General features: G+C 69.5%; 27 protein-coding genes. 15 read left to right on the top strand and 12 right to left on the bottom strand.

Features of this window, described 5'->3' with window-relative positions:
• The 4 genes from AW274_RS21245 (at position 1) to AW274_RS21230 (ending at position 3,238) form a co-directional block, all read left to right on the top strand.
• Complete coding sequence (locus tag AW274_RS21245) at positions 1-1,011, top strand: Dyp-type peroxidase (protein WP_083974611.1); 1,011 nt, start codon at positions 1-3, stop codon at positions 1,009-1,011.
• The gene (locus tag AW274_RS21240; protein ID WP_062435346.1) at positions 1,008-1,808 is read left to right on the top strand and encodes a family 1 encapsulin nanocompartment shell protein; all 801 of its coding nucleotides are present in this window, start codon (positions 1,008-1,010) and stop codon (positions 1,806-1,808) included. Before AW274_RS21245 ends, AW274_RS21240 begins: the two co-directional genes overlap by 4 nt.
• Before the next feature lie 104 nt (positions 1,809-1,912).
• Positions 1,913-2,530 (top strand): response regulator transcription factor, encoded by a 618-nt coding sequence (locus tag AW274_RS21235; protein ID WP_232320217.1) that lies wholly within the window; start codon positions 1,913-1,915, stop codon positions 2,528-2,530.
• 57 nt (positions 2,531-2,587) lie between these two features.
• Positions 2,588-3,238, top strand: a complete 651-nt coding sequence (locus AW274_RS21230) for an SRPBCC family protein (protein WP_062435340.1) — start codon at positions 2,588-2,590, stop codon at positions 3,236-3,238.
• Here AW274_RS21230 and AW274_RS21225 read toward each other — a convergent pair.
• Positions 3,235-3,969, bottom strand: coding sequence for a GntR family transcriptional regulator (locus AW274_RS21225; protein WP_062435337.1), 735 nt, complete (start codon positions 3,967-3,969; stop codon positions 3,235-3,237). The two genes, AW274_RS21230 and AW274_RS21225, sit on opposite strands and share 4 nt — an antisense overlap.
• 188 nt (positions 3,970-4,157) lie before the next feature.
• Here AW274_RS21225 and AW274_RS21220 point away from each other — a divergent pair, with 188 nt between their 5' ends.
• From AW274_RS21220 to AW274_RS21205, 4 genes are read left to right on the top strand one after another with little or no spacing between them, the layout of a single operon-like run.
• Positions 4,158-5,333: an ABC transporter substrate-binding protein gene (locus AW274_RS21220; RefSeq protein ID WP_062435335.1), complete on the top strand. Its 1,176-nt coding sequence runs from the start codon at positions 4,158-4,160 to the stop codon at positions 5,331-5,333.
• Entirely contained in the window at positions 5,333-6,181 is an 849-nt protein-coding gene (locus tag AW274_RS21215) for an ABC transporter permease (RefSeq protein ID WP_062435332.1), read from the top strand. The genes AW274_RS21220 and AW274_RS21215 overlap by 1 nt, the downstream gene beginning before the upstream one ends.
• On the top strand, positions 6,169-6,963 hold the full coding sequence (locus tag AW274_RS21210; protein ID WP_062435329.1) for an ABC transporter permease: 795 nt from the start codon (positions 6,169-6,171) through the stop codon (positions 6,961-6,963). The genes AW274_RS21215 and AW274_RS21210 overlap by 13 nt, the downstream gene beginning before the upstream one ends.
• Entirely contained in the window at positions 6,960-8,018 is a 1,059-nt protein-coding gene (locus AW274_RS21205; RefSeq protein ID WP_062435326.1) for an ABC transporter ATP-binding protein, read from the top strand. Before AW274_RS21210 ends, AW274_RS21205 begins: the two co-directional genes overlap by 4 nt.
• A gap of 51 nt (positions 8,019-8,069) precedes the next feature.
• Here AW274_RS21205 and AW274_RS21200 read toward each other — a convergent pair whose 3' ends face one another.
• The 6 genes from AW274_RS21200 to AW274_RS21175 form a co-directional block, all read right to left on the bottom strand.
• A complete protein-coding gene (locus tag AW274_RS21200; RefSeq protein ID WP_157520611.1) occupies positions 8,070-9,611 on the bottom strand; it encodes a hypothetical protein in 1,542 nt (513 codons plus the stop codon).
• Between the two features lie 363 nt (positions 9,612-9,974).
• Positions 9,975-10,418 carry a VOC family protein gene (locus AW274_RS21195; RefSeq protein ID WP_062435321.1) on the bottom strand — a complete coding sequence of 148 codons (444 nt, stop codon included), beginning with the start codon at positions 10,416-10,418 and terminating at the stop codon, positions 9,975-9,977.
• A gap of 1 nt (position 10,419) precedes the next feature.
• The gene (locus tag AW274_RS21190; RefSeq protein WP_062435314.1) at positions 10,420-11,052 is read right to left on the bottom strand and encodes an alpha-ketoglutarate-dependent dioxygenase AlkB; all 633 of its coding nucleotides are present in this window, start codon (positions 11,050-11,052) and stop codon (positions 10,420-10,422) included.
• 30 nt (positions 11,053-11,082) lie between these two features.
• Entirely contained in the window at positions 11,083-11,664 is a 582-nt protein-coding gene (locus tag AW274_RS21185) for a DUF4291 domain-containing protein (RefSeq protein WP_062435310.1), read from the bottom strand.
• A 12-nt stretch (positions 11,665-11,676) separates the two neighbouring features.
• Positions 11,677-12,396: an aspartate/glutamate racemase family protein gene (locus tag AW274_RS21180; protein WP_232320215.1), complete on the bottom strand. Its 720-nt coding sequence runs from the start codon at positions 12,394-12,396 to the stop codon at positions 11,677-11,679.
• Positions 12,393-13,847 (bottom strand): NCS1 family nucleobase:cation symporter-1, encoded by a 1,455-nt coding sequence (locus AW274_RS21175; protein WP_062435307.1) that lies wholly within the window; start codon positions 13,845-13,847, stop codon positions 12,393-12,395. Before AW274_RS21175 ends, AW274_RS21180 begins: the two co-directional genes overlap by 4 nt.
• A 96-nt stretch (positions 13,848-13,943) precedes the next feature.
• Here AW274_RS21175 and AW274_RS21170 point away from each other — a divergent pair, with 96 nt between their 5' ends.
• Both AW274_RS21170 and AW274_RS41405 read left to right on the top strand, forming a co-directional pair.
• The gene (locus AW274_RS21170; protein WP_062435304.1) at positions 13,944-14,516 is read left to right on the top strand and encodes a helix-turn-helix domain-containing protein; all 573 of its coding nucleotides are present in this window, start codon (positions 13,944-13,946) and stop codon (positions 14,514-14,516) included.
• 33 nt (positions 14,517-14,549) lie between these two features.
• On the top strand, positions 14,550-15,293 hold the full coding sequence (locus AW274_RS41405; protein ID WP_062435301.1) for a hypothetical protein: 744 nt from the start codon (positions 14,550-14,552) through the stop codon (positions 15,291-15,293).
• Between the two features lie 9 nt (positions 15,294-15,302).
• On the opposite strand, the gene AW274_RS21160 is transcribed toward AW274_RS41405, so the two are convergent.
• Together AW274_RS21160 and AW274_RS21155 are read right to left on the bottom strand one after the other, a co-directional pair.
• Positions 15,303-16,079 carry a LolA-like protein gene (locus AW274_RS21160; RefSeq protein WP_062435298.1) on the bottom strand — a complete coding sequence of 259 codons (777 nt, stop codon included), beginning with the start codon at positions 16,077-16,079 and terminating at the stop codon, positions 15,303-15,305.
• 23 nt (positions 16,080-16,102) lie between these two features.
• Positions 16,103-16,606, bottom strand: a complete 504-nt coding sequence (locus AW274_RS21155) for a SigE family RNA polymerase sigma factor (protein ID WP_062435294.1) — start codon at positions 16,604-16,606, stop codon at positions 16,103-16,105.
• Between the two features lie 101 nt (positions 16,607-16,707).
• On the opposite strand from AW274_RS21155, the gene AW274_RS21150 reads away from it, so the two are divergent.
• Genes AW274_RS21150 through AW274_RS21135 form a run of 4 tightly spaced genes read left to right on the top strand, consistent with a single transcriptional unit; the run spans position 16,708 to position 21,218 of the window.
• Positions 16,708-17,379, top strand: coding sequence for a hypothetical protein (locus tag AW274_RS21150; RefSeq protein WP_157520605.1), 672 nt, complete (start codon positions 16,708-16,710; stop codon positions 17,377-17,379).
• A gap of 20 nt (positions 17,380-17,399) precedes the next feature.
• A complete protein-coding gene (locus AW274_RS21145; RefSeq protein WP_062435288.1) occupies positions 17,400-18,590 on the top strand; it encodes a DUF3696 domain-containing protein in 1,191 nt (396 codons plus the stop codon).
• Between the two features lie 8 nt (positions 18,591-18,598).
• Complete coding sequence (locus tag AW274_RS21140) at positions 18,599-19,528, top strand: hypothetical protein (protein ID WP_062435285.1); 930 nt, start codon at positions 18,599-18,601, stop codon at positions 19,526-19,528.
• A gap of 10 nt (positions 19,529-19,538) precedes the next feature.
• Positions 19,539-21,218, top strand: a complete 1,680-nt coding sequence (locus tag AW274_RS21135; RefSeq protein WP_062435281.1) for a DUF262 domain-containing protein — start codon at positions 19,539-19,541, stop codon at positions 21,216-21,218.
• Here the strand turns inward: AW274_RS21135 and AW274_RS21130 are convergent, their stop codons facing one another.
• Together AW274_RS21130 and AW274_RS21125 are read right to left on the bottom strand one after the other, a co-directional pair.
• Positions 21,219-22,634 carry an ATP-binding protein gene (locus tag AW274_RS21130; RefSeq protein WP_062435278.1) on the bottom strand — a complete coding sequence of 472 codons (1,416 nt, stop codon included), beginning with the start codon at positions 22,632-22,634 and terminating at the stop codon, positions 21,219-21,221.
• A complete protein-coding gene (locus AW274_RS21125; RefSeq protein ID WP_062435275.1) occupies positions 22,631-24,289 on the bottom strand; it encodes an NAD(P)/FAD-dependent oxidoreductase in 1,659 nt (552 codons plus the stop codon). The genes AW274_RS21130 and AW274_RS21125 overlap by 4 nt, the downstream gene beginning before the upstream one ends.
• 100 nt (positions 24,290-24,389) lie before the next feature.
• Between AW274_RS21125 and AW274_RS21120 the strand changes: the two genes are divergently transcribed.
• Complete coding sequence (locus AW274_RS21120; protein WP_198169343.1) at positions 24,390-25,583, top strand: thioredoxin family protein; 1,194 nt, start codon at positions 24,390-24,392, stop codon at positions 25,581-25,583.
• Positions 25,584-25,604: 21 nt separating this feature from the next.
• On the opposite strand, the gene AW274_RS21115 is transcribed toward AW274_RS21120, so the two are convergent.
• The gene (locus AW274_RS21115) at positions 25,605-25,976 is read right to left on the bottom strand and encodes a hypothetical protein (RefSeq protein ID WP_062435269.1); all 372 of its coding nucleotides are present in this window, start codon (positions 25,974-25,976) and stop codon (positions 25,605-25,607) included.
• Positions 25,977-25,983 lie beyond the last annotated feature (7 nt).

Raw genomic sequence — 25,983 nt, 5'->3', positions numbered from 1 at the left:
ATGTCAGCGGCGACGCCTTACGGGGTGGAGGATCATCGCAGCGGTGTGCAGGCGGTGCTGGGCTCGTTGAGCCCGGCGGCCATCTTCATCGTGGCCACGATCAAGCCCACCGGGCACCAGGCGGTCAGGGACCTGGGCGAAGACCTCGCGGGGCTGCTGCGCACGGTCGGCTTCCGGTCGCTCGACCCCGGGTTGTCGTGCGTGCTGGGGTTCGGGTCGCAGTTCTGGGACCGGCTCTACCCCGGGTTGCCGAAGCCCGCGGGGCTGCACCCGCTCCAGGAGATCCGCGGCGCCCACTACGCCCCCTCGACCCCGGGCGACCTGCTGATCCACATCCGGGCCAACCGGCACGACCTCTGCTTCGAGCTGGCCGGGCTGATCATGGACCGGCTGCGCGACGCGGTCGCGAGCGCCGACGAGGTGCACGGCTTCCGCTACTTCGACGCTCGTGACCTGCTCGGCTTCGTCGACGGCACCGAGAACCCGACCGGCGACCTGGCCTACCAGTCGGTGCTCATCGGCGACGAGGACCCCGACTACGCGGGCGGCTCCTACGTCCTGGTCCAGAAGTACGTCCACGACCTGGCCACCTGGAACGGGCTCGCGACCGAGGACCAGGAGAAGGTCATCGGCCGCCACAAGCTCTCCAACGTCGAGCTCGACGACGACGTGAAGCCCCCGAACGCGCACAACGCGCTCACCGTCATCGAGGAGGACGGCAAGGAGCTGAAGATCCTGCGCGACAACATGCCGTTCGGCAACGCCTCGGCGGGGGAGTTCGGCACCTACTTCATCGGGTACGCCCGCACCTCCGGCCTGCTCGAACGCATGCTGACCAACATGTTCATCGGAGACCCGCCCGGCAACTACGACCGGATCCTCGACTTCTCCACCGCGCTGACCGGTTCCCTCTACTTCGTCCCCTCAGGAGCCTTCCTGGAAGACCCGCCGGAGCCCGTGCAAACGGGCCGGTTGATCATCGGTGACCTCAAGGGAGTGCCGCAAACATGAACAACCTCCATCGGGAGCTGGCCCCGATCTCCGACGCCGCCTGGGCGCAGATCGAGGAGGAGGCCGCCCGCACCTTCAAACGGCACATCGCCGGACGCCGGGTGGTCGACGTGCACGGCCCCGAGGGGACCGAACTGTCGGCCGTGTCGACCGGGCACACCACGCCGATCCAGCCGCCCGCGACCGGCGTGCAGGCGCGGCGGCGGGAGGTGTCGCGGCTGGTCGAGCTGCGCCGGCCGTTCGAGCTCGACCGCGAGGCGATCGACGACGTCGAGCGCGGGTCGAACGACTCCGACTGGCAGCCGGTCAAGGACGCCGCCGCCGCGCTGGCCATCGCCGAGGATCAGGCCGTCTTCGAGGGGTACGGCCCCGGCGACGTCTCCGGCGTCATCCCGCTCAGCGCCCATGCGCCGCTGGTGCTCCCGGCCGACGTGCGCGGTTATCCCGACGCCATCGCGCAGGCACTCGGCATCCTGCGCATGGCCGGGGTCGACGGCCCCTATTCGGTGCTGCTGTCGGCCGACGCCTACACCGGGGTGGCAGAGACGGCCGACCACGGCTACCCCGTGATCGAGCACCTCCGTCGGTTCGTGAGCGGCGACATCGTGTGGGCTCCGGCGATCAGCGGGGCGGTCGTGCTCACCACCCGGGGCGGCGACTTCGACCTGCACCTCGGCCAGGACGTCTCCATCGGATATCTCAGCCATACCGACACCACGGTGACGCTCTATCTCCAGGAGTCGTTCACCTTCCTGCCGTTCACGGCGGAGGCGGCCATTCATTTGACGAGCCCGTAATTGGTTCTTCGGCAATTATTGACAGCTCAACGGATACCCACCAGTATTGCCCGGACGGGGCGGGGGCCACAGCTTTAACACGGGGAGACATGCGGGTATTCGTCGTGGACGAAGATACTCAGACGGCGGCCGAGATCGAGGCGGCGCTGGCGAAAAGCGGATATTCGGTCACGGTCGGTTCCGACCGGACGGCCACTCTCGGATATGACGTCGTCTTTCTCGGCGTCCGGGGCGACGACGGGACCGAGGCGTGCCGCGAGATCCGGCGGGTCAGCGACGTGCCGATCATCGTGTTGTCGGCCCGCGACGACCGGGCCGAGCGGGTCCGCGGGCTGCGTGCCGGCGCCGACGACTACCTGGTCAAACCCGTCTGCATGGACGAACTGGAGGCCCGGCTGGAGGCGGTCCTGCGGCGCACCCGGGGCGGCAAGACCGACGTGCTGCAGGCGGGCGACATCCAGATCGACGCGCGGCGTTATCTGGTCTGGCGCGACGGCCGGAATGTGCCGCTCACGCCGAAGGAGTTCGCGTTACTGCGGCGTCTCGTGCAGACGCCCGGCGAGGTCGTCACCAAGCAGACGCTATTGCTGGAGAACTGGAAGGACCTGAGCCGGTCGGCGGCGCGTACTCTCGACGTCCACATCGCGCATCTGCGCGCGAAACTCGGCGAGCCGAATGTCGTGGAAACGGTGCGCGGCGTGGGTTACAAGCTGGTGCCCTGAAAAGACTGGCAGGAGTTGCCAGGAGCGTTCCAACGGCCAATGGGGTGTGATGTGCCCATGAGAAAGAAGCCGTTCCGGCTGTTAAGCGCTCCACTGCTCGCCCTCGCGATGGTCCTCTCCGTCATGAGCTCGCCCGCCAGGGCCGACTCCGACCCGCTGGTCGCCGTCCAGTGGGAGCTGGCCCGCACGACGTACAACCTGATCGAGGCCCTGAACCACCCCAACCCCGCGCTCGGCCGGGCCGCCCGGTCGCAGAGCATCTCGGTCGACATCGCCGCCCCGCGCGACGAGGTCTTCGGGATCTACTCGAACTTCGAGAACCACATCGGGGCCAACCCGCTGCTCCAGCGGGTGGTCGTGCACGCCGACACCACCTCGGGCGGGGTCCGGACGATCAACCAGACGGCGATCGAGAACACGCCGCTCCAGCCGGGGCTGCCCGCGACGCCGATCAACACCCACGCCCAGCAGCGCATCAACGCGGCGGGGTACTTCTACGAGGTCGACTCGTGGACGCTGCCCAACGTCATCACCCACCAGACGATCACCTTCGAGGACCTCGGCGCGGCCGGGACCCGGGTGACCGAGAACCTGACGTTCGAGGCCAGCATCCTGCTGATCGACTACACCGTCTCGCAGGGCGTGATGGCGCACCAGGGCATCCAGTCGGTGTTCAAGGACCGCATCGAGAACGGTTTCTACAGCTAGTCCTGCGGGTGTACCGCGAGGGCGCCCGCCGCGTTGCGGATCGCGAACGTCACGCTGCCGGCCCGGTAGCGGTCGTCCGACCACTCCGCCGGGCGCCCTTCGCGCGTCGTCGTCACCCGCCGCTGCCGCAGCAGCGGCCCGCCGCGCCGCACGCCGAGCAGGCGGGCGTCGTCCGTCCCGGCCGCGACGGCGTCGATCAGGTGCTCCCCGTACGCGAACACCAGCCCGCGCGACTCGTAGAGGGCCTGCGTGACCGAGTCGCAGTCGGCGGGTAACCGCTCGACCGCCGGGGCGAGCCAGCCGGCGTACACGGTGCGTTCGAGCAGGACCGCGACGCCGTCGAGGCGGCGCAGCCGCAGCACCTGGAGCACCGGGTCGCCGACCGCCAGCCCGAGACGGGCCGCCTCGGCCGCGCCCGCGGTGCGGTGGCGCTGCTCGATCACCTGGCCGGTCACCTCGTGCCCGGCGGCCCGCGCCCACTCCGCGAAACTGTTCAGCACCGCGAAGTTCTGGCTGCGTTCGCGGCCCAGCACGATCCGTCTGGCACCCTGGCGGGAGCCCACCAGCCCTTCGGCGGTCAGCACCGCGACGGCCTGGCGGATCGTCCCCCGCGCGACCTGGTGCCGGGCGGCCAGCACCGTCTCCGAGGGCAGGGGCGCGCCGACCGGGAGTTCACCGCCGAGGATGGCCGCCCGGAGTTCGTCGGCGATGCGCGCGTAACGCGGGTGCACGGGCGGCTCCCAGTTCTTGTGTACAGGTCCGGGCTCACCGTACGGTCCGCGAATCGTCCGCAAAAGTAGGTGTTTAGCCATTTGACGAATGGCCTCCGACTGTTCACCGGCAGGTCGGTGGCGGGCGATCTGGTGTCCCTAGCTTGTTTGAACAAGTTCTGGGCAATCCGCTCCATTGGGAGTTCACCGTGGTCTCTTCCCGAGTCCGTCTCACCGGCCTCACCGCCGGTCTGCTGATCGCCGTCGCGGCCTGTGGGTCCGCGCCGGGCACCGAGGCAACCTCCACGTCCTCCGCCGCCGCCCCCGGTGGCGCCGCCGCGGTCGACGCCCGTACCGCCACCTCGGCCGCCGACTTCGGCGGAATCGACAAGCTGTACGAGGCGGCCAAGGCCGAGGGCAAACTGCACGTCATCGCGCTGCCGCCCGACTGGGCCAACTACGGCGAGATCCTGGCCGCGTTCAAGGCCAAGTACCCCGGCATCGAGATCGAGGAGGAGACCCCCGACGCCTCCTCCGCCGACGAGATCAACGCGGTGAAGACCCGCAAGGGCCAGGACCGCGCCCCCGACGTGCTGGACATCGGCCAGTCGTTCGCCTACTCCGGCGCGACCGAGGGCCTGTTCGCGCCGTACAAGGTCGCGACCTGGGACAAGATCCCCACCGCGCAGAAGGACGCGAACGGCCTCTGGGTGAACGACTACGGCGGCTACGTCTCCATCGCCTGCGACGCCAAGAAGATCGCGACCTGCCCGCAGACCTTCGCCGACCTGCTCAAGCCCGAGTACAAGGGCAAGGTCGCGATGAACGGCAACCCGACCAAGTCGGGCTCGGCCTTCGCCGGCGTGTACGCCGCCGCCCTCGCCAACGGCGGTTCGTTCGACGACATCCAGCCCGGCATCGACTTCTTCAAGAAGCTCAAGGACGCCGGCAACTTCAACCCGGTCGAGACCACCCCGGCGACCATCGAGAAGGGCGAGACCCAGATCTCGATCGACTGGGACTACAACAACGCCGCCTACGCGCCGATCATGGCGCCGAAGGGCCTCGACTGGAAGACCGTCATCCCCACCGACGGCAAGTACATCTCCCTGTACGCCCAGGCCATCAACAAGGACGCCCCCCACCCGGCCGCCGCGCGGCTCTGGCAGGAGTTCATCTACAGCACCGAGGGCCAGAACCTGTACCTGAAGGGCTTCGCCCGTCCGGTCCTGCTCCCCGCGATGATCGCCGACGGGTCGGTCGACCAGACCGCCTCCGCCGCCCTGCCGCCCGTCGACGGCGAGCCGTCGTTCCCGACCGCCGACCAGGTCACCAAGGCCAACGAAGTCCTGGCCTCCGGCTGGGGCGCAGCGGTCGCCGGCTGATGTCCGGTCTCTCGTCTTCCCGGCGTCGCGGTGGCGGCGCCGGGTGGCTGGCCGCGGCGCCGCTGCTGCTGGTCACCCTGGTCGCGTTCGGCATCCCCGTGGTGGTGCTGGTCGTCGGCGCCTTCTCGGTCAAGGGCGGCGGCCTGGGGTTCGACAACCTGACGGCGACGATGAAGCAGCCGTACATCGGGGCGCTGGGGTCCAGCCTCAAGCTGTCGGCGGTCGTCGCGCTCGGCGGCACCGTGCTCGGCGCGTTCCTCGCGCAGGCGGTGCTGACCTCGCGGTCGGGCCTGCTGCGTGAGGCGGTGCTGACCGCCTCCGGAGTGCTGGCCAACTTCGGCGGCGTGCCGCTGGCCTTCATCTGGATCGCCACGCTGGGCAACTCCGGCGTGGTCACCGCCGCCCTCGGCCTCGGTTCGGGCGCGCTCTACAACTTCTGGGGCCTGGCCCTGGTCTACATGTACTTCTCCGTACCGCTGATGGTGCTCGTCATCGCCCCCGCGCTCGACGGCCTCAAGCCGCAGTGGCGCGAGGCCGCGCAGAACAACGGCGCGTCGACCTGGCAGTTCTGGCGCATGGTCGGCATCCCGGTGCTCGGCCCGTCGCTGCTCGGCGGCGCGGTGCTGCTGTTCGGCGGCGCCTTCGCCGCCTACGCGACCGCCGCCGCGATGGTCGGCGCGTCGGTGCCGCTGGTGACGCTCCAGATCGCCGACGCCCTCACGGGCAACGTCCTCATCGGGTACGAGAACATCGCCCTCGCGCTGTCCCTCGACATGATCGTGATCGCGCTGCTGGTGATGGCCGTCTACCTCCCGATGCAGAAGAGGAGCTCCCGATGGCTGGCGTGACGTGGCGTCGGGTGACGCTCGGCGTCGCCGGGGTCTACTTCCTGGTGCCGCTGGCGATCGCGGTCTGGTTCACCGTCTACAACGACACGCAGGGCTTCTCGCTCGGCGCCTACGGCCGGATCGTGTCGGCCCCCGGCTTCACCGAGAGCCTGCTCAAGTCGCTGCTGCTCGGGGTCGCGGTCATCGTGCTGGTCCTGCTCCTGGCCCTGCCCGCGCTGCTGGCGGTACGTCTCGGGGCCCCCGGCCTGCGTCCGGTGCTGGAGACCATCACGACGCTGCCGCTGATCGTGCCGCCGATCACCTACGTGGTCGGCATCGCCAACGCGCTGCGCGGCGGCACCGACGCCCTGGCGGCCACGCCGTTCTGGCAGACCATCATCTCCATCCAGGACGAGAACTTCCCCGTCGTCCTGGTGCTCGCGTACGTCATGCTCGCGCTGCCGTTCGCCTACCGTTCGCTGGACACCGGCCTGCGGGCCATCGACGTGCGCACCCTCGTGGAGGCGGCCCGGAACCTGGGCGCCTCGTGGCCGTACGTGCTGTTCCGGGTGATCCTGCCGAACCTGCGCTCGGCCGTGGCCGGCGCCTCGTTCCTCAGCCTGGCGCTCGTCATGGGCGAGTACACGATCGCGGCCCTGATGGGCTACCGCACCTTCCCGGTGTGGATCGTCACCGTCTCCGGCAACGACGGCCAGCTCTCGGTGGCGCTGTCGGTGCTCAGCCTCGGCCTGATCTGGTTGTTGTTGCTCACCCTCTCGGGGGCGGGAAGGAAGTCGAAATGACCGTGGAACTCCGTGAGCTGCGCCGCTCGTTCGGCGGCACGGTCGCCCTCGACGGCCTCAGCCTCACCATCGAACAGGGCGAGCTGATCGCCTTCCTCGGCCCGTCGGGCTGCGGCAAGACGACCGCGCTGCGCTGCGTCGCCGGTTTCGAGCGCCCCGACACCGGCGCCGTGTTCATCGACGGCGCCGACGTCACCCGCGTCCCCGCCAACCGGCGCGACGCCGGGATGGTGTTCCAGAGCTACTCGCTGTTCCCGAACCTGAACGTGCGCGACAACGTCGCGTTCGGCCTCCGGGTCCGGCGGCGGCCCACCGCCGAACGCCACGACCGCGCCGCCGAGCTGCTGGAACTCGTCGGCCTCGGCGGCTTCGGCGAGCGCTACCCGCACCAGCTGTCGGGCGGCCAGCAGCAGCGTGTCGCCCTGGCCCGCGCGCTGGCCCTCCAGCCGAAGGTGCTGCTGCTCGACGAACCGCTGTCGGCGCTCGACGCCAAGGTGCGGGTGAACCTCCGCGAGGAGATCCGCCGCCTCCAGCTCGAACTCGGCATCACCACCATCTTCGTCACCCACGACCAGGAGGAGGCCCTCTCGGTCGCCGACCGGGTCGCGGTCCTGAAGTCGGGCCGCCTGGAGCAGGTGGCGCCTCCGGCGGAGGTGTACGACCGCCCGGCGACCCCCTTCGTGGCGGAGTTCGTCGGCACGATGAACCACCTGCCGGGCCGCGTGTCGGGGGAGACGGTCGAGGTCTTCGGCCAGTTCCTCCCGCTCGACGGCACCGCCCCCGGCGAGGAGGTCGACGTGCTGGTCCGCCCGGAGGCCGTCCGGGTCGCCCCCGCCGACGACGGCCGGGGCTTCATCCTCGCGTCGTCGTTCCGCGGCTCCATCGCCCGGCTGCGCGTCCAGCTCGACGGCGGCGGCGAAGTGCTGGCCGACGTCCCGGGCCACGAGGCGGTCCGCCTGTCCCCGGGCCTGAAGGTCGACGTCACCCTGGTCGAACGCCCGGTCCTGACGGCTCCCCGCACCGCGGTGGCCGCCCCGGTCGAACCGGTCTCCTGACCCGAAGAGGCCGATCGCCCACACGGCGATCGGCCTCCCGGGCGGTCCGCGTCACTTGTGCACGACCATCCTCGTGCTGCGGCCGGGGAAGGTGACGAGCAGGTGCTGCTCGGCGCGCAGGCCCTCGACGGTCAGGTCGCGGGTGTAGACGCGCATGCGCTGCCGGCCCTCGCCGGTCGAGTCCAGGAAGTTCGGGTCGAGCCCGCGCAGCATCACGGAACCGTGGGAGAGCAGCGGGACCTCCACGACGCTCCGCCATCCGTCCGCCCGCAGCGGCGGCGGCCGCTTCAGCGTCTTGTGCGTCAGGCACACCCCCTGCACCCCCGCTCCGACGGCGACCGGCACCTCGTCGAGCCAGCCGGGCGTCCCGTCGCGCAGGCGGTGGGTGACGACCCGATAGCCCTCGCCGGGCTTCTCCAGCAGGTAGGGCACGGTGGGGAAGCCCTTGCGCGGCCCGACCCCCGGCCACGGGTCCTGGCACGCCGCGTGCATCGCGTCCACCACGGTCCGGCCGAACAGCAGCTCCGGGTCGACCACGCCCGCCGTCTCGGGACACAGGTAGACCAGTCTCCCCACCTCGTGGCCGTAGATCGGGTCGGCGGCACAACGCGCGCGGCCCTCCGCCAGGAGTGTCGCGTCGGTGACGCCGGGCCGTTCGTCGCCCCAGCGGGCCAGGCACAGGTAGGCCTTCTCCCGTTCGTGCGGCGGGGTGGTGACGTACTCCTCCCCGAGCGCCGTCCAGCGCTCGCAGCCGGGCATCGGATCGTCGAACTCGCCGGCGACCTCTTCGCCGATCGTCGCCACCAGCTCGTCGCCGGACACGATCTCGTTGACGACCGTCAACGGGGGACTCAGCACCACCGAGGCCGCCAGCCCGGCCACCGTCGACGCCAGCACGACCGCCGCCACCCGGAACACGATCGGCGCGGCGGGCCCGGCCGCGTGGTCGCGGCCCAGGTCGGCGGCGGTGCGCGCCAGCCACAACGCCTGGGTCACCGCGAAGGCGTCGGTCAGGAGCCAGACCGGGCTCAGGTCCGAGTACGTGACGAACTGGCCGGGCAGCACGCTCATCACGCCGACGTACACGAGCGCGATCAGGCCGAGCCACCGGGTGACCGGGCTCCAGCGACAGAACACCTGGAGCAGCACGACCGCGACGGGCCAGAAGACCGTCACCCCCGGGGGCATCGGCACCACGAACGGCAGGAGGCATACGGAGACCCCGACCGCCGCCACGATCACCCGGATCACCAGCGGCGCCTGCCGGAACACCAGGGGCAGCAGCACGAACACCGGCAGGGTCACCAGATAGCCGACGTAGACGCCCGCCTCCGACACCGCCGCCATCAGCGGGCCCAGCAGGAAGAACACGGCACTCAGGTAGAGCAGGAACCGCAACAGCCGAACCCACGCGGGCCCGCTGTAGGGAGTCCGCACCAGGATCATCCAGATGAGCCAGCCGCGTAAGCCCGCCGCGACCAGGGTGAGGAGCACCAGCACCGGATCGGCGGAGTCGTGGTGGTGCCAGACGGTCGCGAGGAAGAAGACGTGCCATTCCCCGGTGACCATCGCCCACACGAGAGCACCGGCCATGGCGACGAAATAAATGCCGACAATAACCGTCGCAATACGATTCGACACGTCATTCCCAAATGTCGGCAGCAGGGCGACGATCGTAGCGCGAATTTATCTGGACGAATGCCGCGAATTGAAACGGCCCGCGAATGCGGACGGAGAAAACGACACGATCCGCCCGCCCATTTTCCAACCGTCGCGACGGAGGATCCCAGTCGGCCACGGGTGGCAGGTGGTGAACTCGGCGCGGTCAAGGGCGGGGCCACTGCGGACCACGGTGAGCTCGATGCGGCCAGGGGCGGCCCCTGCCGTCGGCGGTGAAATCCATGCGGCAGGAAAGGCCCCTGTGGCCGGCGTTCAGGCCGGGTGGTCGGTTGGCCGTCAGCGGCCCGGTAGGCGGGTGGTGATCTCCTGGAGGTACCAGCCGTTCCCGTCAGGGTCGTCGAAGGACAGGAACGAGCCGTAGGTGGCGCGGTCGGGGGCCGGGCCTGAGACCCTGGCCCGGCCGCCGCCGTGGTGGAAGATGCCGCCCTCGTCGTGGAAGACCTCGCTCGGGTCGGCGCCCCGTTCGGTCAGCTCCGCGCGGGCGGCCTCGATGTCGTCGACGATCAGGTGCAGGCCCCTCGCCGAGCCCGGCGGGGCCGAGGTGACGCCCGTGCCGAAGATGATCGAGCAGGGGGAGCCGGGCGGGGTGAACTGGACGACGCGGAAGTCGTCTCCCGTGGCCAGGTCGGCGTCTTCGCGCCAGCCCAGACCCCCGTAGAACTTCTTCGCCCGGTCGACGTCGGCGACGGGCAGGACCACGACTTCGAGTCTCATGTCCATGTCAGCGGACTCCTCTCACCCGGAACTGGATGCTGATGCGCGGGCCCAGCGCCTTCGCCGACTTCGGGATGGCGTGTTCCCACGTGCGCTGGCAGCTGCCGCCCATCACGATCAGGTCGCCGTGGCCCAGGTCGTGGCGGATGGTCGGGCCGCCGCCCATGGGGCGCAGCAGCAGCGCCCTGGGGGTGCCGACCGAGACGATGGCGACCATCGTGTCCTCGGTCGAGCTCCTGCCGATGCGGTCGCCGTGCCAGGCGACGCTGTCGCGGCCGTCGCGGTAGAGGCACAGGCCGGCCGTGCGGAACGGCTCGCCGAGCTCCTCGCGGTAGTGGGCGTCGAGCATCGCCTTGGCCTGGTCGAGCAGCGGGTCGGGCAGCGGGTCGCCCTCGTCGTAGAAGCTGAGCAACCGGGGGACGTCGACGACGTTGTCGTACATGCGGCGGCGTTCGGCGCGCCAGGGGACGGTCTCGGCGAGGCGGGTGAAGAGGGCGTCGGCCCCCGAGATCCAGCCGGGGCGGACGTCGATCCAGGCGCCGTCAGACAGAAGGGTGCGGTGGACGTGGCCGCCGAGCGGCCCCGGCCCTTCGTGGTCGGCCGTCGCGTCGAGCAGCGACGGCTGGAACACAACGCTCATAACTCGTCAGGCTATCAAACACCTGTTCGATCATGAGGAGAGCCCGCAGGTGGCGGCCAGGTCGGGCGGGAGCGGGTAGGGGCGCTCCTCCGGGAGCTCAGCGGCGCGGGCGCCGGGGTCGAGGGCGCGGATCCGGTGGGCGAGGGCGGTCACGTCGTCGATGCCGACGATCCACTCGTCCAGGTAGCGGTCCACCGCCTCGCCCGACAGGCCCATCTGGAGCGAGCGGTGCGGCAGCGCGTGCAGGGCGGGCGAGCGTTCCGGGTCCCACTGGATCCTGACCGGCCGGTGCCGGGTCGCCGTCCACGCCGCGCGGTCGGGGTGGACGGCCGAGTCGAAGTGGCTGAGCCCGGAATGGGCCAGCGCCCATGCGAACCCCGCACGCGTGATCCGGATGGCCAGCACCCGCTCCTGGCCGGGCTTGGTCGCCCAGCCGGAGCGGTGCATCATCCACAGGAACGACGGCTTCACCCAGGTCATCCGGTTCCGGTGATAGGTGGGCGCGAACCGGCCGTGGGTCGCGGCGTACCCGCCGATCTCGGGGTTGTACGCCTGGTAGACGGTGATCGTGTGCTCGTCGTGGCGGGCCCGGATCTGCCGCGGCGGAATCATGCGGCACAGTCTTCATAACGGATCTTCCGCCCGCAATCGGAAATCGCGCAGCAGGCCGGCGTAGGGCTTCGGCGGGGGAGCGGCGTACTCGCCCCGTCTGCTGGTGGTGAGCCCGAGCCGCACGAGCGACTCGGCCAGCGTCACCGCCGCCCGCACCCCGTCGATGACCGGGGCGTCGATCCGGCGCGCGATCTTCTCCGTGTACGCCCCCATCCCCGCGCACCCGAGCACGATCGCCTCAGAACGGTCGTGCCGGAGAGCCGCCCCGGCGACCTCGGCGACCAGGTCGCACGCCGCGTCGTCGAGGTCGAGGACCGGGATCTCGCAGGCGTGCACGCCCCGGCAGGCCGCCGCGCAGCCGTAGCGGCCGGCCAGGTCGAGGGCGCGCTGGACGGTCCGGCCCAGGGTGGTGACCACGCTGAAGCCGCGGCTGACCAGGGTGGCGACGTGCATGGCGGCCTCGGCCACGCCGACCACCGGGCCGTCGGCGACCTCGCGGGCGGCGTCCAGGCCGGGATCGCCGAAGCAGGCGATCACGTAGGCGTCGGCGCCGTGCAGTTCGGTCAGGATGCCGGGCACGGCCAGCGCCTCGTCGTAGTGGCTCTCGATCGAGGCCGGGCCCATGGCGGGGCTGACCGCGGTGACGTGCTCCGCCACCTCCCGGGCGCACGCGCCGATGACCTCGGTCATGTCCCGGGAGGTGTTGGGGTTGATCACCTTGACGTGGATCACACGTGGATCCGGGGGTTGCGCCGCTCGAACACGATGAAGGCGACGAAGCCGAGCCCGCACCCGATGAACCACGAGTAGTCGGCGATCCACAGGCCCGACCCGATCAGCTTCGGCACGATCACCGACGCGATGGCCGGCAGTCCGCTCGCCAGCATGGCGTAGATCGCGTTCGGGTTGTAGCCGCCGCTGAAGAAGTAGCGGCCGGTCGGCGACATGGTGAACATGGCGTCGACGTCCACGAACTGCTTGCTGATCACGTAGTAGCCGGCGATCAGGATGCCGAACAGCGGCCCGATCAGCGCGCCGAGCACGCCGAGCGTGTAGTGGATGGCGTCGGGATTGCTGTACCAGTTCCAGGGTGTCAGCAGCACCGACCCGACCGCGGCGATCATGCCGCCCATCCGCCACGAGATCTTCTGCGGCGACACGTTGGAGAAGTCGAACGCCGGGGAGATGAAGTTGGCCACGATGTTGATCCCGATCGTGGCGATGACGAAGGTCAGCCCGCCGAGCAGGATCGCGAACGGCGTGTCGATGCGCTCGACCGTGTGGATCGGATCGGTGATCAGCTCGCCGAACACCGGCACCGTCGCCGAGGCGGTGATGACGGTCAGGATCGAGAAGAACAGGAAGTTCACCGGGAGCCCGAGCAGGTTGCCGCGCTTGACGGCGTCGAACGACCGGCCGTACCGGGAGAAGTCGCCGAAGTTCAGCATCGGCCCCGAGAAGTACGACACCACCAGCGCGATCGCGCCCAGCATGACCGGGATCGACTCGGCGAACCCGAGGCTCTCGCCCGCGCTCAGGTCGAGCGAGATGTTCTCCCACCCGGCCTCGCTGACCAGGTAGACGGCCAGCACGACCATGACGACGTACACGGCGGGACCGGCCCAGTCGATGAACCGGCGGATCGCCTCCATGCCCTTCCAGAACACGGCGGCCTGGGCGACCCAGAGGATGGCGTAGCAGATGTACCCGAGCGGCGAGAGGCCGAGGAAGGTCGTCTCGTTGAGGGAGGCCGTCGACGGCCAGAACTTGAGGAAGATGATCAGGAGCGACTGGGAGGCGAGGTAGGTCTGCACGCCGTACCAGGCGATGGCGATCGCGCCGCGCACGATCGCGGGGATGTTCGCGCCGAGCACCCCGAAGATCGCCCGGTTGATGACCGGATAGGGCACGCCCGTCACCTGGCTGGGCTTGGCGACCAGGTTGCAGAAGACCTGGACGATCACGATGCCGACGAGCAGGGCGAGCAGCACCTGCCACGACGCGAGGCCGAGCGCGAACAACGAGCCGGCGGTGACGTAACCGCCGACGCTGTGCACGTCGGACATCCAGAAGGCGAAGATGTTGTAGGACGACCAGGTCTGCTGCTTCAGCGGAGCGAGGTCCTCGTTGGCGAGGCGGGGGTCGTAGCCGGGTTTGATGAGGCCTGTTCGGACGTCGGTCATCGCGGCTTCCTCGGGGGGTATCCTGATGTTAAGTAATCACTTAACGCTCGACCCGTTTCGCACCTGTTAACCGCGCGTGACAATCGGTAAGGAGCCATGGACGCCGAGGCCCTCGGAACCGAACAGCTCGGGGCCCGGCTACGTGAGCTGCGCCGTCGATCGGGCCTGTCGCTGCGCGCCGTCGCCAGGGAGCTCGGCATCTCCCCGTCGGCCGTCTCGCAGATCGAACGCGGCCTCATGCGCCCGTCGGTGTCCCGCCTGATCGCCTACGTGACCGCGATCGGCGTCCCGCTCGCGGAGGTGTTCGACCCCGCCGACGTCGAACCGGTGGCCTTCGCCGTGCGGCGGGCCGGGGAGGTCGCGCCCCTGCTGCTCGACGGCGGCGTCACCTTCCGGCGGTTGTCGCCCTCGCCCACCCCCGACGTCGAGTTCTTCGAGTCGACCTATCCGCCGCTGTCGGTCTCCAGCGCCCACGGGCGGTTCCTCAAGCACGACGGCTACGAGGTCGGCACCGTCACGGCCGGGGAGCTGACCGTCGAGTTCGAGTCGGAGACCGTGACCCTCGGCCCCGGCGACTCGGTCACCTTCCCGTGCGACCGCCCCCACCTGATCGGCAACCGGTCGGCCGAGGTCACCGCCGTGGCGACGTGGCTGATCGTGCACCGCTGAGAACCTTTTCCGGCGCGGGCCGGTAGCAGGGGTATGACACGACGAATTCTGGCCGCCCTGGCGGTCGTCGCCGCGGTGTTCCTCCCGGCCGTTCCCGCGAACGCCGGAGCGTGGGCGGTGACGGAACTCGACACGTTCCCCCGGGAGATCACGCCGGGGACGACGTACACGATCGGCTACTGGGTCCTCCAGCACGGCACCCACCCCTTCGAGGGACCCGCGTCCGACATGGAGACGGGGCTGCGGCTGACCGACGGGGCGAAGGTGCTCGACTTCCCCGGCACGCGGCTGGCCGAGCCCGCCCACTACGCCGCCACGATCCAGGTGCCCGAGGGCACGTGGAAGCTCGAAGGGGTGCAGGGCATCTTCGAGCCGTACAACCTCGGCCTGCTCACCGTGCCGGGCGGCCTCGCGGTCGCGCCGCCGCCGTTCCCGACCAGCACCGGCGGGACGGCCACCGACTACTGGGGGCCGGTGAAGCCGCCGGGCTTCCCGTGGGACGCCGAGCACGTCGTGAAGGCGGGCACCACCGCGATGGCGCCCGCCCCCTCGCGCTCGGCCGATCCCGCCCCGGCCCCGGCCACCGCCCCGGCCCCGGCCGCCGCGACGGCTCCCGTCCCGGCGGACCGCGCCGACGAGGGCCCGCCGTGGGGCTGGGCGCTCGGCGGCGCGGCCGTGGGCGCGGTCGCGGTCTTCCTGGCCGGGCGGCTGCGGCGGCGGGAACCGGTTCCGCCGGCCGGCGACCAGGAGGACACGTTCGTCGTCTCCCGGAGCTGACCGGTCAGATCACGGCCGCACGGCCGACGCGGTGCCGACGGGCTTGGGGACCTCGCCGGCGGGCTTGTCCCTCGGCTCGGTCGAGATCTGGTCCGCGGGCGGGGCCTCGACCGTCACGGGCGTGCCGAAGCCGCTGAACTCCAGCACGTTCGTGTGGCCCTCGCTCAGGAAGGTCACCTCCAGGCGCCTGATCCGGTCCTGGTCGTCGACGTCGACCAGGCCGGAGATCTTGTCGGGCAGGGTGAAGGCGAACCGGGTGCCGGTCCACCCGTCCCCGGTCGCCGGGCCCTGCTCGGTCACCTCGGTCGCCGCGCGCAGTTTGCGCAGCGCCGCGGGCGGGTCGAGCGGCATCAGCTTCACCAGCCCGATGGCGGCCGGAGCGTTCGCCAGCTCCTCGTCGGGGCGCGGCCCGGTGAACCACGTCGTCTCGCCGGGGTCCTTCCCGTACACCGTGTCGCCGACGAAGCGGGTCTCGGCGCCGTCGTTCCTGACGATGACCCCCACCCGCCGCTCGGGGTCGAAGGCCCCGGTGAAGGTCTTCTCCCCGGACACCGTGTCGATCCGGTAGCTCTCGGCCGACGTCGTGTCGACCGCCGCCGCCACCTGGGCCTCGGCCGACGGCGTCGTCCCCGGCAGCATGAGGACCACGGCGGTCGCGGCGGCCGCCGCCGCGGCGAGCGGCAACCACATCCGGCGCGGGCGGGGGGCGACCGGCAGCAGCCGGAGCCCCGGCGGACGGTCGGCGCTGGCTTCGGCCAGCAGGGTGCGCAGTTCGTTCTCCGGCATCGCAGCCTCCTCGTGTCGAGCGTTCACCGGAGCACACTCCCGTCGTCCTCGGTCCGGTTGACCAGCCGCCGCATCGCCTTCAGCCCTCTGTGCACGTGCGCCTTGACGCTCCCGGCCGAGCAGCCCATGAGCTCGGCCACCTCCGCCTCGGGGAGGTCGGCGAAGAACCGCAACACCAGCGCGGTCCGCTGCCGCGCCGGCAACCGCCGGAGCGCCGCCCGCACCTCCTCGGCCACCGCCCGCGCCTCCGACAGGTCGCCGGGCACGGGCGCGTCGGGCAGCTCGGCCCGGGGGATCTCCCGCCGCCAGCGGGCCCGCCACCACGACCGGTGCGTGTTGACCATGATCTTGCGCAGGTACGCGTCGGGCCCGGCCGTGGTGTCGAGCCGGTCCCACACCGCCAGGAGCTTCCCGAGCGAGGTCTGCACGAGATCCTCGGCCGCGTGCCAGTCGCCGGTGAGCAGCACGGCGGTCCTCAGGTGGTGATCGCCCCGGCGGCGGACGAAGTCCGCGAAATCCGCATCCACCCGCGCTCCCTTCGTTTCTCCGGTTGTCTGCCGGGACACGCCGCGAGGCCGCCCTCAGGTTGACACCGGAACCTTCCGGTCCGAACGCGGGTATCAGGGACATGATCCGAAGAATCGCCGTGCTGCTGGGCGCGCTGTCGCTGCTGTACGCACCCCTCCCGGCCGCCGCCGGCGGGTTCGCGTCGACCGAACTCGACCCGATCCCCGAGATCCGGCCCGGCGTCGCCTACACGATCGGCTACTGGGTGCTGGCACTGGGCACCGAGCCCATCACGGACGAGGCGTTCGGCGAGACCACGCTCCGCTTCAGCCGCAGCGGGGAGCGCCACGACTTCACCGGCGTCCGGCTCGCCGAGCCCTCCCACTACGCCACGTCGATCATCCTGCCCGCCGGCGAGTGGAAGGTCGAGGCGCTGCTCGACTACTACGGGCACGACGAGATCGGCACCCTGACCGTGCCGGGCGGCCTGGCGCCCTCGATGCCGGAGTACGACCCGATGCGGGTCGCCGGCATGCCCGACCCGTGGGGTGCGATCAAACCGCCGGGCCACCCGTGGGGCACCCCGTTCCGGCCGGTCGCGGGGGTGACCCCGATCCCGACGACCATGCCTAGGGCTTCTTCAGGGTCGGAATTCGCGGGATGGCCTTACACCATGGGAGGGCTGGTGGTCGCGGGCGGGTTGGTGCTGCTCGCAAGGGCACGGTCCAAGCGCCGTGACGTCCGGCAGGCCCGTCCAGAGGCGATTTTCATTGTCGGAGATTCTGGGAGATGACTCTGTCCTAGAGTTCTGCCATGTCGTTGCTCCGCATGGCTGTCGAGAACTACCGGTGTTTTAAAGAACGTCAGGAGATCGAGCTCCGGCCCATCACCGTCATCCTCGGAAAGAACAACTCCGGTAAGAGTGCGCTGACCCGCCTGCCACTCCTTCTTGAGACCGGCATCAACAGCGATTCGTCGCTTCCGCTCGACCTCGACCGGCTGGGCGACGACCCTCCGGACTTTCTCGATCTGGTCTATGGCAACAGCCCTCACCGGCCGCTGCGGATCGAATTCAGCACCGAGGTGGCCGATGTAACGGTGACGATCCAGAACATCGCCGAACTCCACACTCAGGTGGTCTCCGAGTTTGCGGCCGAGTTCGCCGATGAGTCTTTGCGGGTGCTCTGGCAGCAGAACACCGGGCCGATCTCTCATCGCACGATCCGGAACGGCGAGCCGGACACCGACGGCCAAGCGTTCTTCCTCGGCATTCTGCCGAGGAACGAGAGGCCGGTTTGGGACATCGTGCACAGCCTGCCGGCGCCGTCCTATCTTGGCCCGTTTCGGCACCGTCCGCAGAGAATGATCCGGCTTCCCGCGCGCCCGATCACCGGCGTCGGTCCCATGGGGGAGCATGCCGCCGGCATGCTCGTCAGCGATCATGTGCGCGGCGGCGGTCTACTCATCGAGGGCGTCAACGAACTCCTGGGTGACGGCCTCGCCGGCTGGCAGCTCGCCGTCGAGTCACATGGGCCGGTCTATTCCGTCATCCTGCGTTCGACGACTGACCCCGGAGTAATCGCGCACTTGCCCGATGCGGGCACCGGCGTGACGCAGGTGCTTCCGCTGTTGATCCAGTTGCTCCAGCCCGCAGAAGGGCTGCAGGTCGTCGAGGAGCCGGAACTCCACCTACATCCGGCCTTTCACGCGATGCTCGCCGACCTGTTCATCCATGGCATGAATCTCAATTCCGGCCGGTTCCTCATCGAGACCCACAGCGAGACCATGCTCCTCCGCCTGCGCCGCAGAATCGCCGAGGGCGTGATCAGCCATGACGACGTGGCGATTCACTATGTGGAACACGCGAACGGCGCCTCTCGGGTTAGACAGATCTCGATTGACGAGTTCGGTAACGTCGGCTACTGGCCCGATGGAGTTTTCTCAGAGGATTTCGAGGAAACCAAGAAGCTTGCCGAGGCCCAAATGGCGCGGGAGGGCGAATGAGGGTCCGGGTGGCGGGCGACGCCTTCACCCTTGAAGGGTTCCACGAGATCATCCAGCTCATGGGGCATTTCATCGAAGGTCGCCATGAATGGATGGTCGACATCCGCGACGTCGGAGCGATCGAAGGCTACTTCCAGTCCCATGTGCCGAAGATGGCCAAGACATACGAGTTGATGGCCCGCAAGGCGATGGTCAGCGCCACGTGGTCTGGGCCTGCGGCAGTGGTGATCACGCGCGACAGTCTTTCCGATCATACGCACGATCTCGCTCGCCCCGCGAAAGTCGTCGTGGAGAACCAGGAAAGCGATCGGTGTTTTGTCGTGGCCGTGGCGCACATCTTGGGGGATCGCCGCCTGCTCGACGCCCATCGGATGGGCTGGCTGGAGTTCTCCCAAGGCGGCGGGAGCGGTGAACTGGCCAAGATCGTGCGAGCTGAGCGGGGGCGATTCAGAAGGCTGTTCCGGGTGACCTTCGTCCTTGACAGCGATCGGCTCACGCCCGACGGGGCCTCCAAGCACGAGGGCAAGATCGCGACGCTGATCAAAGAGGGCGTGCCGGGCCACCTGCTGCAGTTCCGTGAGGCGGAGAACTACCTGCCGACGAAGGTGCTGGCGGCTAGCAGCGGGGCTCCTTCGGAGAAATCGAAGAAGCTGGGGCACCTAAAGCGGCTCACTCCCGATCAGCGGGCGCATCTCGACGTCAAGAAGGCGTTCTGGAACGGAAAGGAGAAGCGATTCGCCGTTCTGCCCGAGCAGGTGGATCTCTACGACTCGCTGGAGCCTAAGGTGATAGAGGGCTTGGGCCAGGGGTTCGGCGAAGGACTGTGTGCTCTGTTCGAGCGACTGGCCGAAGCGGGTGCGCTGACCGAGGCCGATCTCGGTCCCGAAGCGACTGCTGACCTGCGGTTAATGCTCGAACTGTTACAGACGATCATCTAGGAAGCGGGACATGGAAGAGTCAGGGCTGGACGCTCCGGCGGAACTTAAGACGGAGCAGGGGGAGATCGGTGTCCGCCCCGACGTAAGCCTTCTCGAAGACTATTTGCGCCTCGTGAGCGACGGCCGCCTTAGGGTGCCGAAATTCCAGCGCCCGTTCGTCTGGCGGCCCGATCAGATGCTCGACCTCTTCGACAGCATCGAACGCGGCTATCCCATCGGCAGCATGCTGCTGTGGGAGACGCCCTCGCCGCTCGAAAGCCTCGGCGAGGTCGGCGGACTGACCGTTCCCGACCCCCCGGCCGGCCGGACCGCCACGTATATCCTTGACGGTCATCAGCGCCTGTCGACCCTCTACGGCTGCCTCTACCGCCCCGACTATGTCGAACTGGGCGCTGAGAACGAATGGATCTGGCGCGTCTACCGGGTGCTGGGATCCAACGACTCCCATGGCAACCGCTACGCCCATTGGAAGCAGGGCGGCCCGCCACCGGCCAACTACCTGCCGGTCCGGTCGGTTTTGAAGACCCTCGATTTCCTCGCCTACGCACGCAAACTCATGCACAGTTCGAGCCACGGGGAGCGGTCAGATGACCTCGTCGAGGAGGCCGAGCGCGTCGCCCAGCGCATCAAGTCCTACAAGGTCTCCGTGGTTACCCTGTTGGGCGGCACTCTGGCCCAGGCCGTTGAGGTTTTCGCCCGGATCAACAGCAAGGGCCAGTCGATGACCCCCGACCAGATGGTCTCTGCGCTCACCTACAAGGGCGGCGAAGAGGAAAGCCTGGCCGACGGGATTGCGACGGTCTTGGAACGCATCGCCGCCGAAGGGTTCGGACAGGTCGATTCCACCGCCGCTTTCCGGGCAGTGCTGGCGGTAGCCGGGGAAACGGAGGTCACCGGAGCCCGGTGGGACGTTCTGGCCCGACGGCTGGAAGGACGGGTCTCCCGTGCGGTCGCTCAGATGGACAGAGCGCTGACCTTGGCGGTGGCATTTCTACGCGACCGGATCGGGGCGCCGCTGGCGCGGCTGGTGCCGTACAACAACCAGCTCATTCTGCTGGCCCTGTTTTTCCACCTTCGCCCGGCGCCATCCGCCGAGCAGGTGGACACCCTGGAACGCTGGTTCTGGATCACCTCGTGGAGCGGATTCTTCGCGAGCATCAACTCCTCTAGCAGCCGCCAGTCGATCAGGGACATGGTCGATCTGGCGACGGAGGTGAAGTCACCGTCTGATTTCGTCGGCGGACAGGGCATGTTTGACTTCACCGACCAGCGAGCCAGGCCGTTTCCGGAGAAGTTCGACATGCGCAGCGCCCGGGTTCGCGCCTACATCTTGTGGGAGTTGCGGAGGCGTCCCGACGGCCACGCTTGGGCCGTCGACCAGATCAGGGCGCTTGAGGGCAATGCCTTTCGGCGGGTGTCCAACCGCGTGGGTCTGCCGAACGGGTCGAGCCCGGGCAACCGCGTCATGCTCGAAACCCCTATCGGTGTGAGCGTGCGGAACGCGATCCTCGACGGAGCCCAAGTGGGCATCTCTCCGGAGGCGTTGCGGCATCTCGCCTCCGGAGACGACGAGGCCTTCGTCAAGACCCGCGCCAACGACCTGGCTCAGGCCGAACGCCGGTTCATTGAGTCGATAACATCCGTCATCGAGCCCTACTTCATCGCTGAGGCCGCGATCGACACCGACTGATCAAACGTCTTCCAGCGGCAGCAGGACCCGGAAGTTGGTGCGCCCCGGCTGCGAGTCGACCCGGATGTCGCCGTGGTGCTTCTTCACCACGATCCGGTAGGAGATGTCGAGGCCCAGCCCCGTCCCCTCGCCGACCGCCTTGGTGGTGAAGAAGGGTTCGAAGATGTGCGGGCGGACCTCCGGCGGGATGCCGTGGCCGGTGTCCTCGACGTCGACGGCCACGTTGTCGCCGTCGCGGCAGGTCGAGATCGTCAGCGTGCCGGAGCCGTCCATGGCGCCGATCGCGTTGTCGATCAGGTTGGTCCACACCTGGTTCAGCTCGGCGGCGTAGGCCGGGATGGGCGGCAGCGCGCGGTCGTAGTTCTTCACCAGGCGCACCCCTTCGGGGATCTTCGCCTGGAGCATGGTCAGCGTCGCGTCGAGCAGGTCGTGCACGTCGACCGTCTGGTGCGGGGCGCGGTCGAGCTGGGAGTACTGCTTGGCGGCCGAGACCAGGCCCGAGATGCGGGTGACGGCGTCGTCGATCTCGTCCATCAGCAGCTCGGTGTCTATGGTGTACGTCAGCCACCGGATCGCCCCTTCGAGGTTGCCCTCGCCGACGCACGACTCGACGGTCTGCAGCCACTCGGTGTCGATCCCGCCCGCGACCAGGGTGGGCGCGATGTCCCACGACCCGGCGATGTCGTGGTCGTCGAGCCAGTCCTCCAGCTCGCTCTCGGCGTCGGAGGTCTGCAGGGCCGACAACTCGGGCGTCGAGGCGGCCCGCTTGACCGCGATCTCCTGCAGCTCGACCAGCTTGTGCAGACGGCCGCCGTCGATCTTCCCGTCGGCGATCATGCCCAGCTTGTGGCGCATGCCGGCCACGCGTTCGCGCAGGATCGAGGTGGCCCGGACCGCCGCGGCGGCCGGGTTGTTCAGCTCGTGGGTCAGCCCCGCCGACAACGCGCCCAGGGCGAGCAGCCGCTCGCGCTCCCCGACCACGGTCTGCGTGGTCTGCATGCCGACGAACAGGCCCTCCAGCAGGTGCATCGCCATCGGGAACCACGAGCGGGTCCACTGGGCGAAGGAGTCGGCCGGGATCTCGTACATGGTCACGTCGGTCAGCGCGAGCATCGAGTTGTTGTACGTCTGCTCGCCCGGCGTGCCCATGTAGGCCTGGGTCGCCCCGCCGTAGGCGCCGCGCTGGTCGCTGCGGAGGAACTCGACGTCGTCGCCGCGCACGCGCCGGCTCAGCGTGACCGTGCCGTCGAGGAGGACGACGAAGCAGGTCGCGGGGCCGCCCTCCTCGTACACGAGCGAGCCGGCGGAGTAGCGGACCACGACGCCGCAGTCGGCGATCAGCCGGAGCTGCTCGTCGTTGAGCGACTCGAAGAGGAACAGGCCGCGGAGATCGTCCGGGGTCAGAAGGTCGCTCATTGCGCCTCCAGATAACGGTGGATGAGGGAGACGGCCATGGCGCCCTCGCCCACGGCGGAGGCGACGCGTTTGACCGATTCGGAGCGCACGTCGCCCGCCGCGAAGACGCCGGGCATGCTGCTCTCCAGGTGATAGGGGTCGCGCGGCAGCGCCCACCCGGCGGGCCGCTGCCCGCCGCTCAGCAGGTCGGGGCCGGTCAGCACGAAGCCGTGCTGGTCACGCTGGACGACGGAGTCGAGCCAGGCGGTGCGGGGCTCGGCGCCGATGAAGATGAAGCACCACGTCGTGTCGGCCACCCGGATCTGACCGGTGCGGGTGTCGCGCAGCGTCAGCCGTTCGAGGTGCTCGTCGCCCTCGGCCTGGCAGATCTCGGTGTTCGGGTGGACCTGGATCGTCGGGTGGGCGGCGATCTGCTTGATCAGGTAGTTCGACATCGACCGTTCGAGGCTGTCGCCGCGGATCAGGATGTGGACGCGGGCGGCGTACCGGGAGAAGTAGACCGCCGCCTGCCCGGCCGAGTTGGCGCCGCCGACGATGTAGACGTCCTGGTCGAGGCACGAAGGGGCCTCGGTGGACGCCGAGCCGTAGAAGACGCCCCGGCCGGTGAAGCCGTCGAGGCCGGGGGCCTGCAGCATCCGGTAGGAGACGCCGGTCGCCAGCACCACCGTGTGGGCGGCGATCGAGGTGCCGTCGTCGAAGCGCAGCACCCGCGTCGACCCGCCCGCCTCCAGCGCGACCGCCTCGCGGGCGCTCAGCAGTTCGGTGCCGAACTTCAGCGCCTGCCTGCGGGCCCGCTCGGTCAGCTGCGCGCCGCTCACGCCGTCGGGGAAGCCCAGGTAGTTCTCGATGCGGCTGCTCTGCCCGGCCTGCCCGCCGGTGGCCCGCTGCTCGATCAGCACGGTACGCAGCCCTTCGGACGCCCCGTAGACCGCCGCGCCCAGCCCGGCCGGGCCGGCCCCGACGACCACCAGGTCGTAGAAGTCGCTGGCCGGCGTGGTCGTCAGGCCCACGTGGGGGGCCAGGTCGATCTCCGACGGCTGCACCAGCGACTTGCCGTCGGGCGTCACCACCAGCGGCACGTCGTTCTCGGTCAGCCCGGCGGCGGTCAGCAGGCGGCGGCCCTCGGGGTCGTCGGCCAGCAGCCACCGGTAGGACACCAGGTTCCGGGCCAGGAAGTCGCGCACCGCCCACGACTCGGCCGACCACCGGTGCCCGACCACGCGGATCTCGGTCGCCGGACGGTCGGGGGTGGCGACCCAGGCGTCGAGCAGCGCGTCGATGACCGGGTAGAGCTTCTCCTCCGGCGGGTTCCACGGCTTCAGCAGGTAGTGGTCGACGTCGACCAGGTTGATCGCGTCGATCGCCGCCTCGGTGTCGGCATAGGCGGTCAAAAGAATGCGCCGCGCCAGCGGAAAGAGATCCATGGCCGCTTCGAGGAACTGGATGCCGTTCATCTGGGGCATCCGGTAGTCGGCCACCAGGACCGCGACCTGCTCCCCGCGCAGCTTGATCTCCCGCAACGCCTCAAGGGCCGACTCGCCGGAGTCGGCCCGCACGACGCGGTAGCGGTCGCCGTAGCGCCGCCGCAGGTCACGGGAGACCGCGCGGGACACCGCGGGGTCGTCGTCCACCGTCAGGATCGCCGGATTCGCCATATGCCCCATAAAAACACGCTCGGAGGGTCATTGCTTCCAACGTACCTTCCAGGGCGTTTGGTAAGGGCGCTGACCTGGGGATTCTTCGCGAATGGAGCGTGTGCTGAGATTCCCTGAGACGCCCTTGCCGGGCGAGGTCCACTTCGTCGTGGTCGGTGATCGACCGGTCGGGCAGACCATGGGGGAGTTCCGGCCCACGGGGGAGATCCCCGTCCCCGAGGACGTCGAGCTGGCTTACGTCGCCGCGACGACCGAACGGCTGGCCGAGGCGCCCGAGACGACCGGACTGCGGCTGAGCGGCGTCTGCGACGACGACCTGCGGCTGATCGCCAAGCGCTCGGAGCTGCGCGACCTGGCGGTGACCGGGAAGTTCACCGACGAGGGGGTGCGCGCGATCCAGGGGCTGACCACCCTCGAAAGCCTGGAGTTGTGGTCGCCCAACATCACCGGCGACGTGCCGCTGCCGGAGAACAGCCCGCTGATCAAGGTGAAGCTCGGCGGATCGTCGATCACCGACGCCTCGTTCGGTCACATCGCCCGCACCTCGGCCGCGGTGGTCGCCGTCTCCGGGGGTGAGGTACGCGGCCACGGCCTCGGCGCGCTGGGCAGCATGGCCGGGCTGCGCTACCTGCGGCTCGGCACCGAGAACATGGAGAAGGGCTGCCTGTGGCGGCTCGGCTCGACCGAGTCGCTGGCCATCCTGTCGCTGGCCGGGCCGGTCGACTGCGAGGCGGTGTTGTCGTTCGCGCCGCCGCTGAAGGAGATCGACCTCGACCACGTCTCCCGGTCTGACTGCGCCCGCCTGCTCTTCCACGGCCTGGCCGTCAACGGCCTGTCGGGCCCGCCCCGGCTCGCCGACGCGTACGCGCGCATGCTCACCGGCCCCGACCGGCCGTCGCGGGTCGCGCCCCGGCGCCGGATCGTCACCGGGGAACGCGACCTCGCCTCACTGGTCATGGGGCCGGCTCCGGTGCTCCTCACCTTCACCGGAACCGACTGCCTGGCCAGCGAGTGGATCACTCCCGTGATCGACCGCATCGTCGCCGAGTACGACGACGAGCTGATCGGCGCGGTCGTCGACGTCGAGACCGCGATCGGCGCGGCCGCCTCGGTCGGCGTCGACCGGACCCCGACCGTGCTGCTCACCCGCAAGGGCGAGGAACTGCTGCGGCTGCCCGGGATCAGGTCGCACGCCGAACTGATCCGCCGGGTGACCGACACCCTCGGGCTGCCCATGCCGGGCGAGAAGCTGTTCCCGAAGGAGAACCGTGAGCCGCTCCTGGGCTCCGCCTGAGCGGCTCACGCCGGTACGCGATCAGATCTCCATCTTGTCCTCGATGGCCCGCAGGTGGTGCCGGGCCATCGCGAGGTTGGCCCGGCCGCGGTCGAGGGCGAGGTAGAGGAACAGGCCCTTGCCGCCCCGGCCGGTGATCGGGCGGATGATGTGGTACTGGCCGGACAGGGTGATGAGGATGTCCTCGATCGCGTCCTTCAGGCCCAGGCTGTCCATCGTGCGCAGCTTGGCCTTCACGACCTCGGTGTTGCCGGCCCCGGCGATCTGCAGGTCGAGGTCCTTCGACCCGCCCAGCACGCCCAGGCTCATGCCGCTGTTGTAGTCGACCACGGCGGCGCCGATAGCGCCGTCGATCGCCATCATCTCCTTGAGGGAGATGTCCATGTTCGCCATGTCGGGT

Source organism: Herbidospora daliensis (assembly GCF_001570585.1).
GTDB lineage: Bacteria > Actinomycetota > Actinomycetes > Streptosporangiales > Streptosporangiaceae > Herbidospora > Herbidospora daliensis.
The sequence above is the reverse complement of the archived record's forward strand: the minus strand, read 5'-3'. Positions and strand labels throughout refer to the sequence as shown.

Bases quoted from the DNA above. Each gene is read 5' to 3' on its own strand.
- AW274_RS21245 (WP_083974611.1), top strand. From the start codon at position 1: ATGTCAGCGGCGACGCCTTACGGGGTGGAGGATCATCGCAGCGGTGTG.
- AW274_RS21240 (WP_062435346.1), top strand. From the start codon at position 1,008: ATGAACAACCTCCATCGGGAGCTGGCCCCGATCTCCGACGCCGCCTGG.
- AW274_RS21230 (WP_062435340.1), top strand. From the start codon at position 2,588: ATGAGAAAGAAGCCGTTCCGGCTGTTAAGCGCTCCACTGCTCGCCCTC.
- AW274_RS21215 (WP_062435332.1), top strand. From the start codon at position 5,333: ATGTCCGGTCTCTCGTCTTCCCGGCGTCGCGGTGGCGGCGCCGGGTGG.
- AW274_RS21210 (WP_062435329.1), top strand. From the start codon at position 6,169: ATGGCTGGCGTGACGTGGCGTCGGGTGACGCTCGGCGTCGCCGGGGTC.
- AW274_RS21205 (WP_062435326.1), top strand. From the start codon at position 6,960: ATGACCGTGGAACTCCGTGAGCTGCGCCGCTCGTTCGGCGGCACGGTC.
- AW274_RS21200 (WP_157520611.1), bottom strand. From the start codon at position 9,611: ATGGCCGGTGCTCTCGTGTGGGCGATGGTCACCGGGGAATGGCACGTC.
- AW274_RS21195 (WP_062435321.1), bottom strand. From the start codon at position 10,418: ATGGACATGAGACTCGAAGTCGTGGTCCTGCCCGTCGCCGACGTCGAC.
- AW274_RS21190 (WP_062435314.1), bottom strand. From the start codon at position 11,052: ATGAGCGTTGTGTTCCAGCCGTCGCTGCTCGACGCGACGGCCGACCAC.
- AW274_RS21185 (WP_062435310.1), bottom strand. From the start codon at position 11,664: ATGATTCCGCCGCGGCAGATCCGGGCCCGCCACGACGAGCACACGATC.
- AW274_RS21175 (WP_062435307.1), bottom strand. From the start codon at position 13,847: ATGACCGACGTCCGAACAGGCCTCATCAAACCCGGCTACGACCCCCGC.
- AW274_RS21170 (WP_062435304.1), top strand. From the start codon at position 13,944: ATGGACGCCGAGGCCCTCGGAACCGAACAGCTCGGGGCCCGGCTACGT.
- AW274_RS41405 (WP_062435301.1), top strand. From the start codon at position 14,550: ATGACACGACGAATTCTGGCCGCCCTGGCGGTCGTCGCCGCGGTGTTC.
- AW274_RS21160 (WP_062435298.1), bottom strand. From the start codon at position 16,079: ATGCCGGAGAACGAACTGCGCACCCTGCTGGCCGAAGCCAGCGCCGAC.
- AW274_RS21150 (WP_157520605.1), top strand. From the start codon at position 16,708: ATGATCCGAAGAATCGCCGTGCTGCTGGGCGCGCTGTCGCTGCTGTAC.
- AW274_RS21145 (WP_062435288.1), top strand. From the start codon at position 17,400: ATGTCGTTGCTCCGCATGGCTGTCGAGAACTACCGGTGTTTTAAAGAA.
- AW274_RS21135 (WP_062435281.1), top strand. From the start codon at position 19,539: ATGGAAGAGTCAGGGCTGGACGCTCCGGCGGAACTTAAGACGGAGCAG.
- AW274_RS21130 (WP_062435278.1), bottom strand. From the start codon at position 22,634: ATGAGCGACCTTCTGACCCCGGACGATCTCCGCGGCCTGTTCCTCTTC.
- AW274_RS21125 (WP_062435275.1), bottom strand. From the start codon at position 24,289: ATGGCGAATCCGGCGATCCTGACGGTGGACGACGACCCCGCGGTGTCC.
- AW274_RS21115 (WP_062435269.1), bottom strand. From the start codon at position 25,976: ATGGCGAACATGGACATCTCCCTCAAGGAGATGATGGCGATCGACGGC.